The organism is Brevibacillus sp. YAE8, assembly GCF_057543335.1.
Genome location: NZ_BAAIYG010000020.1, coordinates 75,927 through 90,180, shown reverse-complemented (window position 1 = coordinate 90,180; position 14,254 = coordinate 75,927). Strand labels below are relative to the sequence as shown.

At 55.7% G+C, this 14,254-nt stretch carries 16 protein-coding genes and 1 other annotated feature; of the genes, 12 read left to right on the top strand and 4 right to left on the bottom strand.

What is annotated here, in order from left to right; all coding sequences use genetic code 11:
- Window positions 1–197: 197 nt before the first annotated feature.
- The 3 genes from AC27IT_RS20035 to AC27IT_RS20025 all read left to right on the top strand — a co-directional run bounded on the left by AC27IT_RS20035 (window position 198) and on the right by AC27IT_RS20025 (window position 1,998).
- Window positions 198–641, top strand: a complete 444-nt coding sequence (locus AC27IT_RS20035) for a peroxiredoxin (protein WP_025844922.1) — start codon at window positions 198–200, stop codon at window positions 639–641.
- A 94-nt stretch (window positions 642–735) separates the two neighbouring features.
- The gene (locus AC27IT_RS20030; protein ID WP_005833189.1) at window positions 736–1,788 is read left to right on the top strand and encodes a DNA polymerase IV; all 1,053 of its coding nucleotides are present in this window, start codon (window positions 736–738) and stop codon (window positions 1,786–1,788) included.
- Between the two features lie 12 nt (window positions 1,789–1,800).
- Window positions 1,801–1,998 carry a hypothetical protein gene (locus tag AC27IT_RS20025; RefSeq protein ID WP_283859049.1) on the top strand — a complete coding sequence of 66 codons (198 nt, stop codon included), beginning with the start codon at window positions 1,801–1,803 and terminating at the stop codon, window positions 1,996–1,998.
- Window positions 1,999–2,201: 203 nt separating this feature from the next.
- Here AC27IT_RS20025 and AC27IT_RS20020 read toward each other — a convergent pair whose 3' ends face one another.
- Both AC27IT_RS20020 and AC27IT_RS20015 read right to left on the bottom strand, forming a co-directional pair.
- Window positions 2,202–3,422, bottom strand: a complete 1,221-nt coding sequence (locus AC27IT_RS20020; protein ID WP_025844918.1) for an MFS transporter — start codon at window positions 3,420–3,422, stop codon at window positions 2,202–2,204.
- A 78-nt stretch (window positions 3,423–3,500) separates the two neighbouring features.
- Window positions 3,501–4,064: a TetR/AcrR family transcriptional regulator gene (locus AC27IT_RS20015; protein WP_007777452.1), complete on the bottom strand. Its 564-nt coding sequence runs from the start codon at window positions 4,062–4,064 to the stop codon at window positions 3,501–3,503.
- A 198-nt stretch (window positions 4,065–4,262) separates the two neighbouring features.
- Here AC27IT_RS20015 and AC27IT_RS20010 point away from each other — a divergent pair, with 198 nt between their 5' ends.
- From AC27IT_RS20010 to leuS, 9 genes are all read left to right on the top strand, one after another.
- Window positions 4,263–4,787, top strand: coding sequence for a YqeG family HAD IIIA-type phosphatase (locus AC27IT_RS20010; RefSeq protein WP_005833181.1), 525 nt, complete (start codon window positions 4,263–4,265; stop codon window positions 4,785–4,787).
- Complete coding sequence (gene yqeH, locus AC27IT_RS20005; protein ID WP_005833179.1) at window positions 4,784–5,905, top strand: ribosome biogenesis GTPase YqeH; 1,122 nt, start codon at window positions 4,784–4,786, stop codon at window positions 5,903–5,905. The genes AC27IT_RS20010 and yqeH overlap by 4 nt, the downstream gene beginning before the upstream one ends.
- Before the next feature lie 83 nt (window positions 5,906–5,988).
- On the top strand, window positions 5,989–6,840 hold the full coding sequence (locus AC27IT_RS20000; protein ID WP_005833178.1) for a shikimate dehydrogenase: 852 nt from the start codon (window positions 5,989–5,991) through the stop codon (window positions 6,838–6,840).
- A gap of 36 nt (window positions 6,841–6,876) precedes the next feature.
- Window positions 6,877–7,167 carry a ribosome assembly RNA-binding protein YhbY gene (gene yhbY / locus AC27IT_RS19995; protein WP_005833176.1) on the top strand — a complete coding sequence of 97 codons (291 nt, stop codon included), beginning with the start codon at window positions 6,877–6,879 and terminating at the stop codon, window positions 7,165–7,167.
- A gap of 13 nt (window positions 7,168–7,180) precedes the next feature.
- Window positions 7,181–7,774 carry a nicotinate-nucleotide adenylyltransferase gene (locus AC27IT_RS19990; protein WP_005833174.1) on the top strand — a complete coding sequence of 198 codons (594 nt, stop codon included), beginning with the start codon at window positions 7,181–7,183 and terminating at the stop codon, window positions 7,772–7,774.
- Window positions 7,758–8,348 (top strand): bis(5'-nucleosyl)-tetraphosphatase (symmetrical) YqeK, encoded by a 591-nt coding sequence (yqeK, locus tag AC27IT_RS19985; protein WP_122952710.1) that lies wholly within the window; start codon window positions 7,758–7,760, stop codon window positions 8,346–8,348. The genes AC27IT_RS19990 and yqeK overlap by 17 nt, the downstream gene beginning before the upstream one ends.
- Window positions 8,348–8,704: a ribosome silencing factor gene (gene rsfS / locus AC27IT_RS19980; RefSeq protein WP_005833170.1), complete on the top strand. Its 357-nt coding sequence runs from the start codon at window positions 8,348–8,350 to the stop codon at window positions 8,702–8,704. Before yqeK ends, rsfS begins: the two co-directional genes overlap by 1 nt.
- 6 nt (window positions 8,705–8,710) lie before the next feature.
- Window positions 8,711–9,448, top strand: a complete 738-nt coding sequence (locus tag AC27IT_RS19975; RefSeq protein ID WP_007777469.1) for a class I SAM-dependent DNA methyltransferase — start codon at window positions 8,711–8,713, stop codon at window positions 9,446–9,448.
- A 51-nt stretch (window positions 9,449–9,499) separates the two neighbouring features.
- Window positions 9,500–9,741: a binding site (T-box leader), on the top strand.
- Between the two features lie 148 nt (window positions 9,742–9,889).
- Window positions 9,890–12,307, top strand: a complete 2,418-nt coding sequence (gene leuS, locus AC27IT_RS19970) for a leucine--tRNA ligase (RefSeq protein WP_122952711.1) — start codon at window positions 9,890–9,892, stop codon at window positions 12,305–12,307.
- 256 nt (window positions 12,308–12,563) lie between these two features.
- On the opposite strand, the gene comER is transcribed toward leuS, so the two are convergent.
- Both comER and AC27IT_RS19960 read right to left on the bottom strand, forming a co-directional pair.
- A complete protein-coding gene (comER, locus tag AC27IT_RS19965) occupies window positions 12,564–13,397 on the bottom strand; it encodes a late competence protein ComER (protein ID WP_005833164.1) in 834 nt (277 codons plus the stop codon).
- 71 nt (window positions 13,398–13,468) lie between these two features.
- Window positions 13,469–14,221 carry a helix-hairpin-helix domain-containing protein gene (locus tag AC27IT_RS19960; protein WP_025844907.1) on the bottom strand — a complete coding sequence of 251 codons (753 nt, stop codon included), beginning with the start codon at window positions 14,219–14,221 and terminating at the stop codon, window positions 13,469–13,471.
- Window positions 14,222–14,254: the final 33 nt, after the last annotated feature.

Below are 14,254 nucleotides of genomic sequence, written 5' to 3'. Positions count from 1 at the left end.
CCCCTTTTTAGGGGCAGCCCGAGGCAACACGCGGTTGGCAGACTTTCAGTGCGCCTTTAAGGCGCTTGCTTGTAACATGCCCTTATAGGGCTAATGGAAGCCACCGGCTAAGCCGGTGGTTATGACTCATGCGGGTGCTCGTAGCCATGTAAGCCCCGCCCAAACCGATGTTATACTGGTCCCAAGAGGTGAGAGCGATGTTGAAAGTAGGAGCAAAAGCCCCTGTCTTTACGGCAGACAGCACAAAAGGTCCGGTTGACCTGGGAGAGTACGTCGGCAAGCAGACGGTCGTCCTCGTTTTTTACCCGGGGGACGACACGCCTGTGTGCACCAAGCAGTTGTGCGCGCTTCAGGACAACTACGCGAGATTGCAGCAGAAAAACACGGCTGTCTTTGGCGTCAATCCGGGCGAGCTGGGCAAAAAGCAGTCGTTTGCGGAAAAGTTCCATTACGATTTTCCGTTGATCGCAGACGAAGGTCAAAAGATTCGCGAAGCATATGATGTAGGGAAAATTCTCGGCCTGTTTTTCCAGCAGCGCATCGTCTACATCATCGGTAGGGACGGGACGATCTTGTACGCGAAAAAAGGCAATCCGCCCGTATCCGAGTTGCTGGCAGTGATCGAAGCGCACGGGCAGTAAGCGCGGAGCGACTCTGGGAGCGATCCACCGCTTGCGTCGAAGGAGCAAAACAGGGATAATACAAATGAGAATGTATGTTTGGTGGTTATCCGTCATGAAAAAAATCCTTCATCTGGATATCGACGCTTTTTTCGCCAGTGTAGAGCAACTGGATCGGCCAGAATTGCGCGGCAAGCCTGTGATCGTAGGCGGCACTGCCAACCGCGGAGTCGTCTCGACGTGCAGCTACGAGGCGCGCAAATACGGGGTGCGCTCTGCCATGCCCGTTGCGCTGGCGCGGAAAAAATGTCCGCAAGGGGTGTACCTGCCCGTCCGCTACAGCCGCTATGTCGAAAAATCCGCAGAAGTCAGAGAAATTTTTACTTCCTATACAACACGCTACCAAACAGTCGGTCTCGACGAGGCGTACCTGGATGTGTCCGACTACGAAAATGCCGTGCCGGTTGCCCGCGAGCTGAAGAGACGGATCAAACAGGAGACGGGACTTACGTGTAGCATCGGGCTTTCTTATAATATGTCGCTCGCCAAGATCGCCAGCGATTTGAAAAAGCCGGACGCCTTTGTCATCATCCGGCCCGAGCAGGCATTGGACGTACTGCGCCCGTTGCCGATCGGGACGCTTCACGGTGTCGGCAAAAAGTCGCAGGAGCTGCTCGAAAGAAAAGGCATCAAGACAGTGGAGGACTTTTGGCAGCTTTCGCTGGATGAGGTTGTGCAGCTATTCGGCAAGTTCGGCCGTTCCCTGTACGACCGGGCCAGGGGAGAAGACAGCCGCGAGATCGTGATGGACCGCGCGCCGAAATCGACCAGCCGGGAGACGACGCTGTCGTTTGATTTGTACGACCGCGAGTCCATCGCGCCGATTGCCCTTTCCCTGTTGCGGGAGGTCGAGGAGGACGTGCGCCAGGAAGGGGTCGAGCCGCAAACGATCACGCTCAAGATCAAGTACGCCGATTTTACGCAAAGAACGAAGCAGCACAAGGCAGTCGCCGGGGCCAACTGGCAGGAGCTGCTGGACGATTTGCTCGATGCGTTTGATTACTCGCAAGGTGTCAGACTGGTGGGCGTTGGCTTTTCCAATTTTGCCGAACCGCAAAAAGAGCGCTACGAGCAGCTTTCGCTGTTTCCGTGGAAGCTCGGGAGATAGGGAGGGGCAGGGATGGAGGCGGACAATGCGTTTCATTGCTGTGCGACCTGTATTCATTTTCGCGTGGAAAAAGCGCCAGGCGGCGTGACCTACCGCTGTTCGCGCCTCACCTACGAGACGAGGCCAGACTATCGCTTCCAATGCTGGACCCCGACGGAGCGGGTCAGGCGGCTGATGGAGACGAGGCAGCAGCAATCCCGGAGTGAATAAAGAAATGGCAACACCCCCGCATGCCACCTCTCAGCGTGACAGCGGGGGTGTGTTTGGTTTGGGCAGGTGGTTGTGTCTGACGAGCTGCATCCGAGCGGTCGCGGGCGCAGCCGTTTTTGTTTGCCTGGTGAGCCAGCCGCTTCCCGCCCCCTCCCGCCAACCGCCGCCAAATCATCACCGTCGCCTGCTTTGCTCGCAACCCCTCAAGGCGTGTGCATCTCGCCTTTTTGTGCGGAATACCGCACCGCCTTGCTCGCTTTCAACTGGATGAACAGCAAGATGCCAAAGCCGAGCACCGCTGCCGCGACGACGAGGAGAGCCGAGGACACAGGCAAGAGATCCGTCAAAATCCCGCCAGCCAGTGGGCCCGCAACCATGCCGATTCCGTGGAACATGTTGAACAGCGAGTAGGCTGTTCCGTAAGCGCCGCTTCCCCCTTGGTCGATGATCCCCCCGAGTGTCGGGAGAGTAGGGGACAGCGTGAAGCCGACGCTCGCGCCGACGAGCGCCATCGCGATTCCGGCTTGCCACAGCGAGTCGGCCCAGACCAGGAAAGGCATGAAGACAGCGAGTGCAACGACCCCGGCAAACATCAGTTTGTACGGGTTAAACCGGCCGGACAGCGAGCCTGCCACGGGGGCAATCAATCCGTATGCCAGCGTCATCGCGCCAAACAACAGCCCGATCACGGTCGGCGTAATGCTGAGCTTCTGCGTCAAAAAGACGGGCAGTGTCGGCTCCAGCAGGCAGAGCGACACTTCCGCGAGCAGGACGATCCCGGCGATGAAGACGACTTGCGGATTGCGCAAAAATTTGCCGACCAAAAGCTTTTCGCTCGCTGTGCGCGCCGTTTCTTCCTTGAGGAACAAATACACCAAGACGATGTTGATGACCGTAAAGGCCGCAGCCGCGAGAAACGGCGTCCGGTGATCGCTAATTTCAAACAGCCAGCCGCCAATCGGCGCGCCGAGCAAGGTGCCTGTAGAGATGGCCGTCAGCGCGGTGCCCATGACCGCTCCGCGCATTTTCGGCGGGAACAGGTCGGCGAGCAGGGCGAGCGCCGTCGGCCACGTCGCAGCCGCCGCAATCCCTTGCACGAAGCGGGCTGAAATCAGCAAGGCCATCGTTTCGGAAAAAGCGAATAGCAGCGTCGAAGCGGCAAGCCCGACCAAGCCGACGAGCAGCACTGTCCGTCTGCCCAAGCGGTCAGAGATCGGCCCGAAGATCGGCGTGGCGAGCAACATCGCGACCGCATAGCTGCTGAACAGGACGCCCATCATCGTCGAGGAAGGCTGCAGCGTCTCGGAAAAATAAGGAACGATCGGGATCAACAGGCTGTAAAGCAGCATGTCGATAAACAAAATCAGAATCACAAAAAGCAAACCGGTACGTTGCGGCTTTGTCATTTGCGTGAAAAAAGACATCATCAACACCTCATCCCATCTAACTCAAAAAACTATTTTTGTTTTATTAGTTTTCGCAAAAAAAGGGAATAAAAGGGGTCACCTTTTATCCACGGGCACGAGTCCGTACAACAGAACGTCTACAATCGCGGCCAAAGCTTCCGATACGGTAATCTGGTTTTGCATGTAGAAACGCTGGTCGAGCGTCGATTTGACCGCGTCCACGATCAGCTTCATCATCAGCGTGACATTCATGTTGACGATCAGCCCTTCCTTGATTCCTTGCTCGATCAGTCCGCGCAGCGTCTGACAGTCATCCGAGAGCGCGGAGTCGACCAAGGCCCATTGCTCCGGGTAGTAGCGCTTCATCTGTTCGAGAATGCGCAAATCGTAAAACTCGTAGTGTGTCGGCAAAACCATCATGACGCCTTTGATTTTTTCGATCAGGGAAAGACTGTCGTCGTCGAGAATTTGCTTTGTTTTTTCATCGGCCTCGGCAAACGTTTGGGAGATGATCGCCTCGAGAATCTCCACCTTCGAGGAAAAGTGCTCGTAGAGCGTCCGCTTGCTGATGCCGAGCCTGCGAGCCAGGTCGTCCATGGAAAACTTCATGCCCTTGTCTCTGATCTCATCAATAAAACCTTTCATGATCCGGTCTTTCATCGCCATCGACCCCCTGCCTAACCACCGGTTGAAAACCGGATAAACAAAAATAGTTTTCTTAGTGTTTCCATTATGGCACAAAGCCGTTGTCCACGGCAAGCGGCAGCTAATGTTTTTCTTTTGCAACAGGGTGGTCGATTATGGTATAGTAGGTGCCGAAATCGCGGTTGATGGCTGCACATCATATGGAGGTGCCCCGTGTTTTTAAACAAGCTGATGCCCAGTCAGTTCGTGGAGTCTATCCATCACATTGATATAGATCAATTGAAACGAAATAAAATCCGCGCGGTGATTACAGATTTGGACAACACCCTTGTAGAATGGGACAGGCCAGAAGCTACCCCGGAAGTAATAAGCTGGCTCGGGCGCTTGCACGATGCAGGCATCCAGGTCACGGTCGTGTCCAACAACAACAAGGAGCGCGTCCAGCGCTTCTGTGCACCGCTCGATCTCGGTTTTATTTGTGCGGCGAGAAAGCCGACAAACCGTGCCTTTTTGCAGGCGGTTCGGCAAATGAATGTGACGATTGCCGAGACGGTCGTGATCGGCGATCAATTGTTTACCGATGTGCTGGGAGGAAATCGGCTGGGGTTTCATACGATCCTAGTCGTGCCTGTGGCCCAGACGGACGGTTTCTGGACGCGCTTTAACCGTCAGATGGAGCGCGTGGCTTTGAGCTGGATGGAAAGGAAAGGAATGGTTTCGTGGAGGAGAAAAGCATGACGGAACAAACAATCGGCACTTGTGCCGGCTGTGGTATTGCGCTTCAGACCGAGGATGCGAAAAAGCCCGGCTATGCGCCTGAATCGGCGCTGGGCCGCAAAGTGGTGATCTGCCAGCGCTGCTATCGCATCAAGCACTACAACGAAGTCGCGCCAGTGGCGATGGGCGATGACGACTTCCTGAAAATTTTGGACGGCATCGGCTCGACACAGTCTCTGGTCGTCATGGTCGTCGATATTTTCGACTTCCAGGGCTCCTGGCTCAGAGGCTTGCCGCGCTTCGTCGGCAACAACCCGATTTTGCTCGTCGGCAACAAGGTGGACCTTTTGCCGAGAAACATCAACCTGAACCGTGTACGCAACTGGATGCAGCACGAAGCGAAGGAACGCGGCCTGCGCCCGGAAGACATCGTGCTCATCAGTGCGCAAAAAGGGCAGCATATCGACGAGTTGCTCAACCGGATCGGGGAACTGCGCAAAGGACGCGATGTGTACATCGTCGGCGTGACCAATGTCGGCAAGTCGACGATGATTAACCGCATCCTGCACGACTACGGAGCGGCAGAGCTTACGATTACGACCTCGCCGTTTCCAGGCACGACCCTGGACAAAATCGAAATCCCGCTGGAAGACGGACGCTCCATTTTCGATACGCCGGGCATTATCAACCGCGATCAGATCGGGCACATGATTTCTCCATCCGATCTGAGGAAAATCACGCCGAAAAGCCGGATCAACTCCAAGGTGTACCAGCTTGAAGATGGGCAAACCTTGTTCCTGGGCGGACTTGCCCGCATTGACTTTGTACGCGGACCGAAGCAGCCGTTTGTCGTCTATGTCGACAACGACCTGTACATTCACCGCACGAAGCTGGAAAAGGCGGACGAGGTGCTGCAAAAGCATCACGGCACATTGCTCGTGCCCCCTACCGGGGAGGAAGCGGCCAAAGCATTGCCGCCGTTTGTGAAGCATTCGTTCAAGGTCAAGCAGTCGCAAATCCCTACGGATATCGTCATTTCCGGCTTGGGCTGGGTGACGATTCAAGGCAAGTACGAAGCGAACGTCGTCGTTCACGCGCCAAAAGGGGTAAGCGTGGGCATGCGCAGAGGTTTGATCTAGCCTTTTGCCAGCGACGCGCATGATGGCGTCTTTTGCTTTGCGCCATATGCTAGAGAGAGAAGCTACGGGGGAGGAAAAGCTCCATGATTACAAGCAAAACACAGTTGGTCGGCCTGTTTGGACATCCGGTATCCCATTCGCAGTCTCCGATGATGCACAATGCTGCTTTTGCTGAGACCGGACTCGACTTTGCCTACTCGGCTTTCGACGTCGAACCGGAAGCGCTGGAGGACGCGGTAGCGGGGATTCGCGCATTGGGCCTTCGCGGGATTAACGTCACGATCCCGCACAAGGTCGCGATCATGCCGATGCTCGATGAAATTGATCCGCTGGCGAAGCGAATCGGCGCCGTCAATACCGTGGTGAGCAAAGATGGCAGGCTGATCGGCTACAATACAGATGGCATGGGCTACGTCCGCTCCCTTGTGGAAGAGACGGGAATCGTGCTGGACAAGCAAATTGTCACCATGATGGGCGCGGGCGGTGCTGCCCGTGCCGTTGCGTTTACGCTCGCCGAAAAAGGCGTAAAGGAAATCCGCATCATCAATCGCTCGCGGGAAAGAGCCGCCGTGCTGGCCGAGCATGTAGGCACGATCGTTCCGACGCGAATCGTCGAGCAGGGCGAAGGCAAAGACGCGATCGCAGACTCTTCGCTTTTGATTAATACGACGTCCATCGGAATGCTGCCAAACGTGCAGGACACCCCGGTGCCAGCAGACTGGCTTCACTCCGGGCTGATTGTCAGCGACCTGATTTACAACCCGCTGGAGACAAGACTGCTCCGCGAAGCGCAGGCGATCGGCGCGACTGTTCACTCCGGCGTCGGCATGTTTGTGAACCAGGGCGCCCTTGCTTTTGAGCTGTGGACGGGAACCGACGCACCGACGGAAGTCATGCGCGAAGTCGTCTTGCAGCAACTGACGAAAACAACCTGATCGAACATGATTGCAGGAACTAAAGGAGGCATGCCGATGTTGACCGGCAAGCAAAAGCGCTTTTTGCGCGCAGAAGCTCATCATCTCACCCCGATTTTCCAGGTAGGAAAAGGCGGCGTTAACGAAAATATGATTACCCAGATCAAGGAAGCGCTGGAAGTGCGCGAGCTGATTAAAGTCGCGATTTTGCAAAACAACAGCGACGACAAGCATGAAGTAGCAGAAGAACTGGCAGCAGGTGCGGGTGCCGAGCTGGTGCAACTGATTGGCCATACGGTTGTCTTGTACAAAGAGTCCCGGGAGCACAAGACGATCAAGCTGCCGTAAGTGATCGAACACCATGAAGGACGCACGAAAAAAAGTCGGGATCATGGGCGGCACGTTTGATCCCATCCATTGCGGCCACTTGCTGGCGGCTGAACAGGCCAGAGAGCAGGCTGGACTTGACGAGGTCTGGTTTATGCCATCGCACATTCCGCCGCACAAGAGCAGGGAGGGGCTGACAGAGGCGCATCATCGCCTGCAAATGGTTCAGCTCGCCATAGCCGATCACGAGTCGTTTCGCGTGACGGATATCGAACTGGCCCGAAAAGGCCCCTCTTACACGTACGATACGATGGTTCTGCTCACGCAGCAGTTTCCTGATTGTCAGTTTTCTTTTATTATTGGGGGAGACATGGTAAAAATCTTGCCCAAATGGTACCAGTTCCAACAGTTGATCCGCATGGTACGCTTTATAGGTCTGGCGCGACCGGGCACGGAGCTGGAGCGGGAGGCGTGCGAGTACGTCACCTTCGTGGAGATGCCGGTCTGGGACATCTCTTCCACGTTAATCCGGGAAAAGGCGGCGGCGGGCAAAAGCATCCGCTATCTGGTACCTGATGCTGTGGAGCGTTATATAAAGGAGAACCGATTCTATGAAACTCTTGTCTAATCGGGAGGAACTGCTTGCGCGCATCCGGGCGCAAATGCACGAGAAGCGCTACAAGCATACTTTGGGGGTCGCCCAGTCTGCCCGCGAGCTTGCACAGCGATACGGCGCTGACCCTGACAAAGCCGAGCTTGCCGGACTTTTGCACGACTACTGCAAATGCTGGCCCGTGGAGAAAATGTTCGAAATTCTCGTTCGCCACGATATGCCGACAGAGCTGTTGGAAGGGGAAAAAGAGCTGTGGCACGCTTTTGCCGGGGCAATCGTCATTCAGAACGACCTGGGAGTGACGGACCCGGATATTTTGCAAGCCGTTCGCTACCATACGACCGGGCGAGCCGGGATGTCCCTGTTAGAAAAAGTGGTTTGTGTGGCAGACTATATAGAACCGAACCGGAATTTTCCTGGCGTGGAGCAGATTCGCACGCTGGCCGAGAAAGACCTTGATGCCGCCCTGGCTCTCGCTTTGGGAGGCACGATCCAGTTTTTGATAGAAAAGCAGAAGACGGTCTATCCGCTGACGCTTACCGCTTATAACGATCTGGTATCCCGCAAAGGGAAAGAAGGAGGGCTTTGATGGTTAAAACAGTAGAAGAGTTGGCTCGCTTGGTAGTGAAGGCAGCAGAAGACAAAAAGGCAGAAAATCTGAAGGTGCTGGACATCAGCAAGCTTTCGGTGATTGCAGACTACTTCATGATCTGCCACGGAAACAACGAGCGTCAGGTGCAGGCGATCGTGCGCGAAATTCGCGATCAAGCCCACAAAAACGGTTTTGACGTTCGCGGCATTGAAGGCGCGGATGAGGGACGCTGGGTGCTCGTCGACCTCGGCGATATCGTGATTCACGTCTTCCACCGCGAAGATCGCGAGTTTTACAATCTGGAGCGACTGTGGAAGGATGCAGAAGAAGTGTCCTTCGCTGCGCAAGGGTAAAAACGGATGGCGTACGCACACATGGCCGCAGTTTACGACAGGCTGATGGCGGACACCCCCTACGATCAATGGCTGGACTGGGTCGAGCGCACCTGGCAAAAGGGAGAGGCCCCAAAACGAGTCATTGATCTGGGCTGCGGGACGGGATCGATTGCGATTCCGCTGGCCAAGCGCGGCTATCGGGTCACGGGCGTCGATCTGTCCGCCGAGATGCTGGCGATTGCCTACGACAAAATGCGGCAGGAGCAAGTAGAGGTGGCGTGGGTCGAGCAGGATATGCGCGAGCTTTCCTTGCCGGAGGCGGACGCGGTCATTTCCTTGTGCGACTCTCTCAGCTACCTGACAGAAGAAGCGGACGTGCAGGAGACGTTTCGGCGCGTCTTCGCTCACCTTGCTCCCGGGGGAAGCTTTTTGTTCGATGTGCACAGCCCGTACAAAATGCTGCATATTTTCGGCGACGAGACATTCACCTACGTCGACGATGAGGTTTCGTACATTTGGCAATGTTTTTGCGATCCGCTGCGCCTGGAGGTAGAGCACCAGCTCACCTTTTTCGTCCGCCAGCCAAACGGCTTGTACGAGCGGCTGGAGGAGGAGCATTGGCAAAGAGCCTACCAGCCGGTCCAACTGATGCGCTGGCTGGCCGACGCGGGCTTCACGGACATCGTCATTACGGCAGACTATTCGGATTTGCCGCCGCAGGAAGCGAGCGAACGCTTATTTTTTGCCGCTCGCAAGCCGTAGGGTTTGACACGGTTGGTTTATATTGACTATAATGGCGTTATAACTACAAATTTCGACGCGTTTAAGAGGAATAGTAGGAATATGCCCCGCGGATACAGAGAGTTGACGGCAGGTGCAAGTCAACCCGGGACTATCTGAACTCGCCTCCCAGCACTTGCCCCGAAGGCCATGTGTACATGGTTGCGTAAGGGCAGGCGGCTCATCCCCGTTACGGATTTCAAGTGGGTGAATGCTTTTTCATTCGCCAATCTGGGTGGTACCGCGGGAATATAAACAAACCTCTCGTCCCTTTCGTAGAACGACTGGGGACGTGGGGTTTTCTTTATACTGGACCGGAATGTACAGATTCTTATCCGGTATAAGTGCAACGAAGGCTACGCCAATGGCTCGGTGTAGCCGAGTTTTCATTTTTTACCTATTTCAAGATGGGAGTGCTCTACCATGGTTTTCAGTCATCGTGATGTTGAAAAAAAGTGGCAACAATACTGGGAGCAAAACAAGACCTTTAAAACTTCTGAGGACCCGAACAAGAAAAAGTTTTACGCACTCGATATGTTCCCGTATCCATCTGGTGCCGGGCTGCACGTCGGACACCCGGAAGGCTATACGGCTACCGATATTTTGTCCCGCATGAAGCGGATGCAAGGCTACAACGTGCTCCATCCAATGGGCTGGGATGCGTTTGGCTTGCCAGCCGAGCAGTACGCGCTCGATACGGGGAATGACCCTGCGGAGTTCACAGAAAAAAACATCAACACGTTCCGCCGCCAAATCAAGTCGCTCGGCTTCTCCTACGACTGGGACAGAGAGATCAACACGACCGATCCGCACTACTACAAATGGACCCAGTGGATTTTTACGAAGCTGTATGAGCACGGCCTGGCCTACGTTGACGAAGTAGCCGTGAACTGGTGCCCGGCGCTGGGAACCGTTCTGGCCAACGAAGAAGTCATTGACGGCAAAAGCGAGCGCGGCGGCCATCCGGTCGAACGCCGCCCGATGAAACAATGGGTATTGAAAATTACCGCGTATGCGGAAAGACTGCTCGAAGACCTGGAAGAGCTGGACTGGCCGGAGAGCATCAAGGAAATGCAGCGCAACTGGATCGGCCGTTCCGAAGGGGCAGAGGTTACGTTTGCCATTGAGGGACACGACCAGACCTTTACTGTCTTCACGACCCGCCCGGATACGCTCTACGGCGCCACCTACACGGTACTCGCTCCCGAGCACAAGCTGGTGGAACAGATTACGACGCCAGAGCAGAGAGCAGCGGTAGAAGCTTACCTGGAGCAGACGAAGCACAAAAGCGATCTGGAGCGTACCGACCTGGCGAAAGAAAAGACAGGGGTATTCACAGGCGCCTATGCGATCAACCCGGTTAACGGCGAACGTCTGCCGATCTGGATTGCCGATTACGTGCTGATTAGCTACGGAACAGGCTCGATCATGGCGGTACCGGCGCACGATGAGCGCGACTACGAGTTCGCCAAGACGTTTGATCTGCCAATCAAAGCGGTCATCGCAGGCGGAGACATTTCCAAGGAAGCGTACACAGGCGACGGAGAACACATCAACTCCGGCATGCTCGATGGCCTGAACAAAGAACAGGCGATCAACAAAATGATCGAATGGCTGGAGAAAGAAGGCAAAGGCAGCCGCAAAGTGACCTACCGTCTGCGCGACTGGCTGTTCAGCCGTCAACGCTACTGGGGCGAGCCAATTCCAATCCTGCATCTGGAAGACGGCACAATGAAAACTGTGCCAGAATCCGAATTGCCGATCATGCTGCCTAAAACAAAAGAAATCAAGCCGTCCGGCACAGGCGAATCGCCGCTCGCCAACATCACCGACTGGCTGAACACCGTCGATCCGGAAACCGGCAAGAAAGCGCGCCGCGAGACGAACACCATGCCGCAATGGGCGGGCAGTTGCTGGTACTTCCTGCGCTTTATCGACCCGCACAACGACAAAGCTTTGGCCGATCCGGAAAAGCTGAAACAATGGCTGCCAGTCGACATCTACATCGGCGGTGCAGAGCACGCTGTATTGCACTTGCTCTACTCCCGCTTCTGGCACAAATTCCTGTACGACATCGGCGTCGTGCCAACCAAGGAGCCATTCCAGAAGCTGTTTAACCAAGGCATGATCCTCGGTGAAAACAACGAAAAAATGAGCAAGTCCAAAGGCAACGTCGTCAACCCGGACGATATCGTCAACAGCCATGGTGCCGACACGCTCCGCCTGTACGAAATGTTCATGGGGCCGCTGGATGCATCCATCGCCTGGTCGACAAAAGGTCTCGATGGCGCGCGCCGCTTCCTGGACCGCGTGTACCGCCTGTTCGTTCAAGACAACGGCGAGCTGAACCCGAAAATCGTCGATACGAACAAACCGACCAGCATGGAGCGCGTCTACCATCAAACCGTGAAAAAAGTGACGGAAGACTACGAGGGCCTGCGCTTCAATACAGGGATCTCCCAGTTGATGGTATTCGTCAACGAAGCGTACAAAGCAGACGTCCTGCCGAAAAAATACATGGAAGACTTCGTGAAAATGCTGTCCCCGATCGCCCCGCACTTGGGCGAGGAACTGTGGGAAAAACTCGGCCACAACGATACAATCGCTTACGAGCCATGGCCAACCTACGACGAGTCGAAGCTGGTCGAGGACGAAGTGGAAATCGTCATCCAGATCAACGGCAAAAACAAGGAAAAAATGCTCATTGCCTCCGACTCGACCAAGGAACAAATGGAGGAGCTGGCACTCAGCAACGAGCTGATTAAGGAACTGATCGAAGGCAAGACAATCGTCAAAATCATCGCCGTGCCTGGCAAGCTGGTTAATATTGTGGTTCGTTAGTCGGATTAGACGCACGATCCAGAAGGCGGGCCAGATAAACGACTCGCTAGTCGCACGAAAAGCGTCTATCGCTCACCGTCGGCTTGTCATCCTCTCGTGATGGCAAGCGGGTGAGAGGTGAAAGGAAAAAGGAGTGGAGCCTGTTTGAATAACAGGTTTCCGCTCCTTTTTTCGTACTGCCAGTTTTCTGATACTGCCAGCGTGCTTGTCGTCGCTCTGCAAGGCTCGCAACTGCAAGCAACCCACGCTCTCGCAGCTACTGCGGCTGTTCGTTCAAATAACGGTCGAGCAGCTCCTGATCCTCGGCGAACTTCGCGCGCGTGCGCCGGAATACCTCTGCAAAAATGCCGGGCAGCTTGCTTTGCAAAGGAATCAGCCCTTCGCCGGTGATTCCTCCGGGGACGCAGACGCGCTGCTGCAAGGAAGGGAGCGTGAATTTTTCTTCGCGCAACAGATCGGCCACCCCGATCAGCATCTGCGAGGTCAAATAAGTAGCGGCTTCTGTCGAGATGCCTGTCTCTTCGACGGCATCCTGAATCATCTGCTGCAAAATATAGCTCAAAAAGGCAGGGCCGCAACTGGCGATGTCGGAAGTGATTCGCAAGAAAGGCGCGGTGATCTCGACAGGCGTGCTGATGTGGGCAAACAGGTTGCGAATATAATGGCGCTGCTCTTCGTCGACGCGCGCACCGAATTCGCACAGGCTCACGCCGCTCTGCGCCGCGTTGGTAATGCTCGGAACGACCCGGGCGATGGCGCAAGGTACTTTTGACTCAAGATGCTCCAGCTTGATCGGACTGGTGATCGTGACGATAAGCTGTTCCGCCGTCAGGACAGGGGCGAGTTGCTCGAGCAGCACGCTGTACTCCAGCGGCTTGACGCACAGCAGGATCATGTCGGCTTCTCTGGCCAAATCCACATTGCTATGGGCGACCGCCAGCCCGCCAAGCCGCTTAGCGAGCTGTTCGGCTTTTTCGATCGTGCGGTTGCTGATGATGATCTGGCTGGGAGACAGCGCTTTGGCGGACAGCAATGCTTCAATCAAGATACTGCCCATGCTGCCCGTACCAATGAACCCGATTTTATCCATGGGCATACCTCCCTCCGATATTCTTTCCCCATTCTATGTGAGAAGATCGGCAATCATGACCGGACAGTGCTTTATTGCGCAACGATTTGGTCTTTGATCCGCTCGAACATCTTTGCCCCGATCCCAGAAACCTTTTTCAATTCGTCGGCGGAACGGAAGCGGCCGACTTGCGAACGGTAGTCCAAAATCGCTTTTGCCCGCGCCTCCCCGATTCCTGGCAAGCTCGTCAGTTCCTCGACGGTCGCTGTGTTGAGATTGAGCAGCTTGGCTTTTGGCACAGCGCCGCCAGTTCCCGCAGCACGGGTCACGCTCGCGGGCACTGGCGAAAGGGGAGGCGCGCCAACTGCCGATCCAGGCCCGCCAGTCGCGCTGCCTTTTGCCGGAACCAAAAGCGCAGTCCCATCTGCCAACGGCTCAGCCAGATTGATTTGATCGAGGTCCGCTTCGGGCAGGGCGCCGCCAGCCTGTTCGATCGCGTCCGCTACGCGCATGCCCGGCGTGAAGCGGTACAGTCCCGGCTGTTTCACCTTGCCCTTTACGTCGACGTAGAGAGGCGGAGGGGCGGGCTTTCGTTCGGCTGCGGCTTCCGCTTCGCTGCGGGCGTGCGCATCAGATGGTTGGTCAAGGACAGGCTCCCGTTTCTGTAGGGCAGTTTCCGGCTGCCCGACGCGCTCCCTTTCCGCATAGGCAGAGGAAACGAGCGGTACACCGACGGTCTCTGCCCGCTGCTCCCCCTGGTAGAGCCAAAAGCTGACGGCCACAAACAAGGTCGCCGCCACGATCAGGACCAGGCGTCGATGACGTTCCCACCAATCCAACAGCATAGCAAAAGACCCTCCCTTACCTCGCGTGTGCTT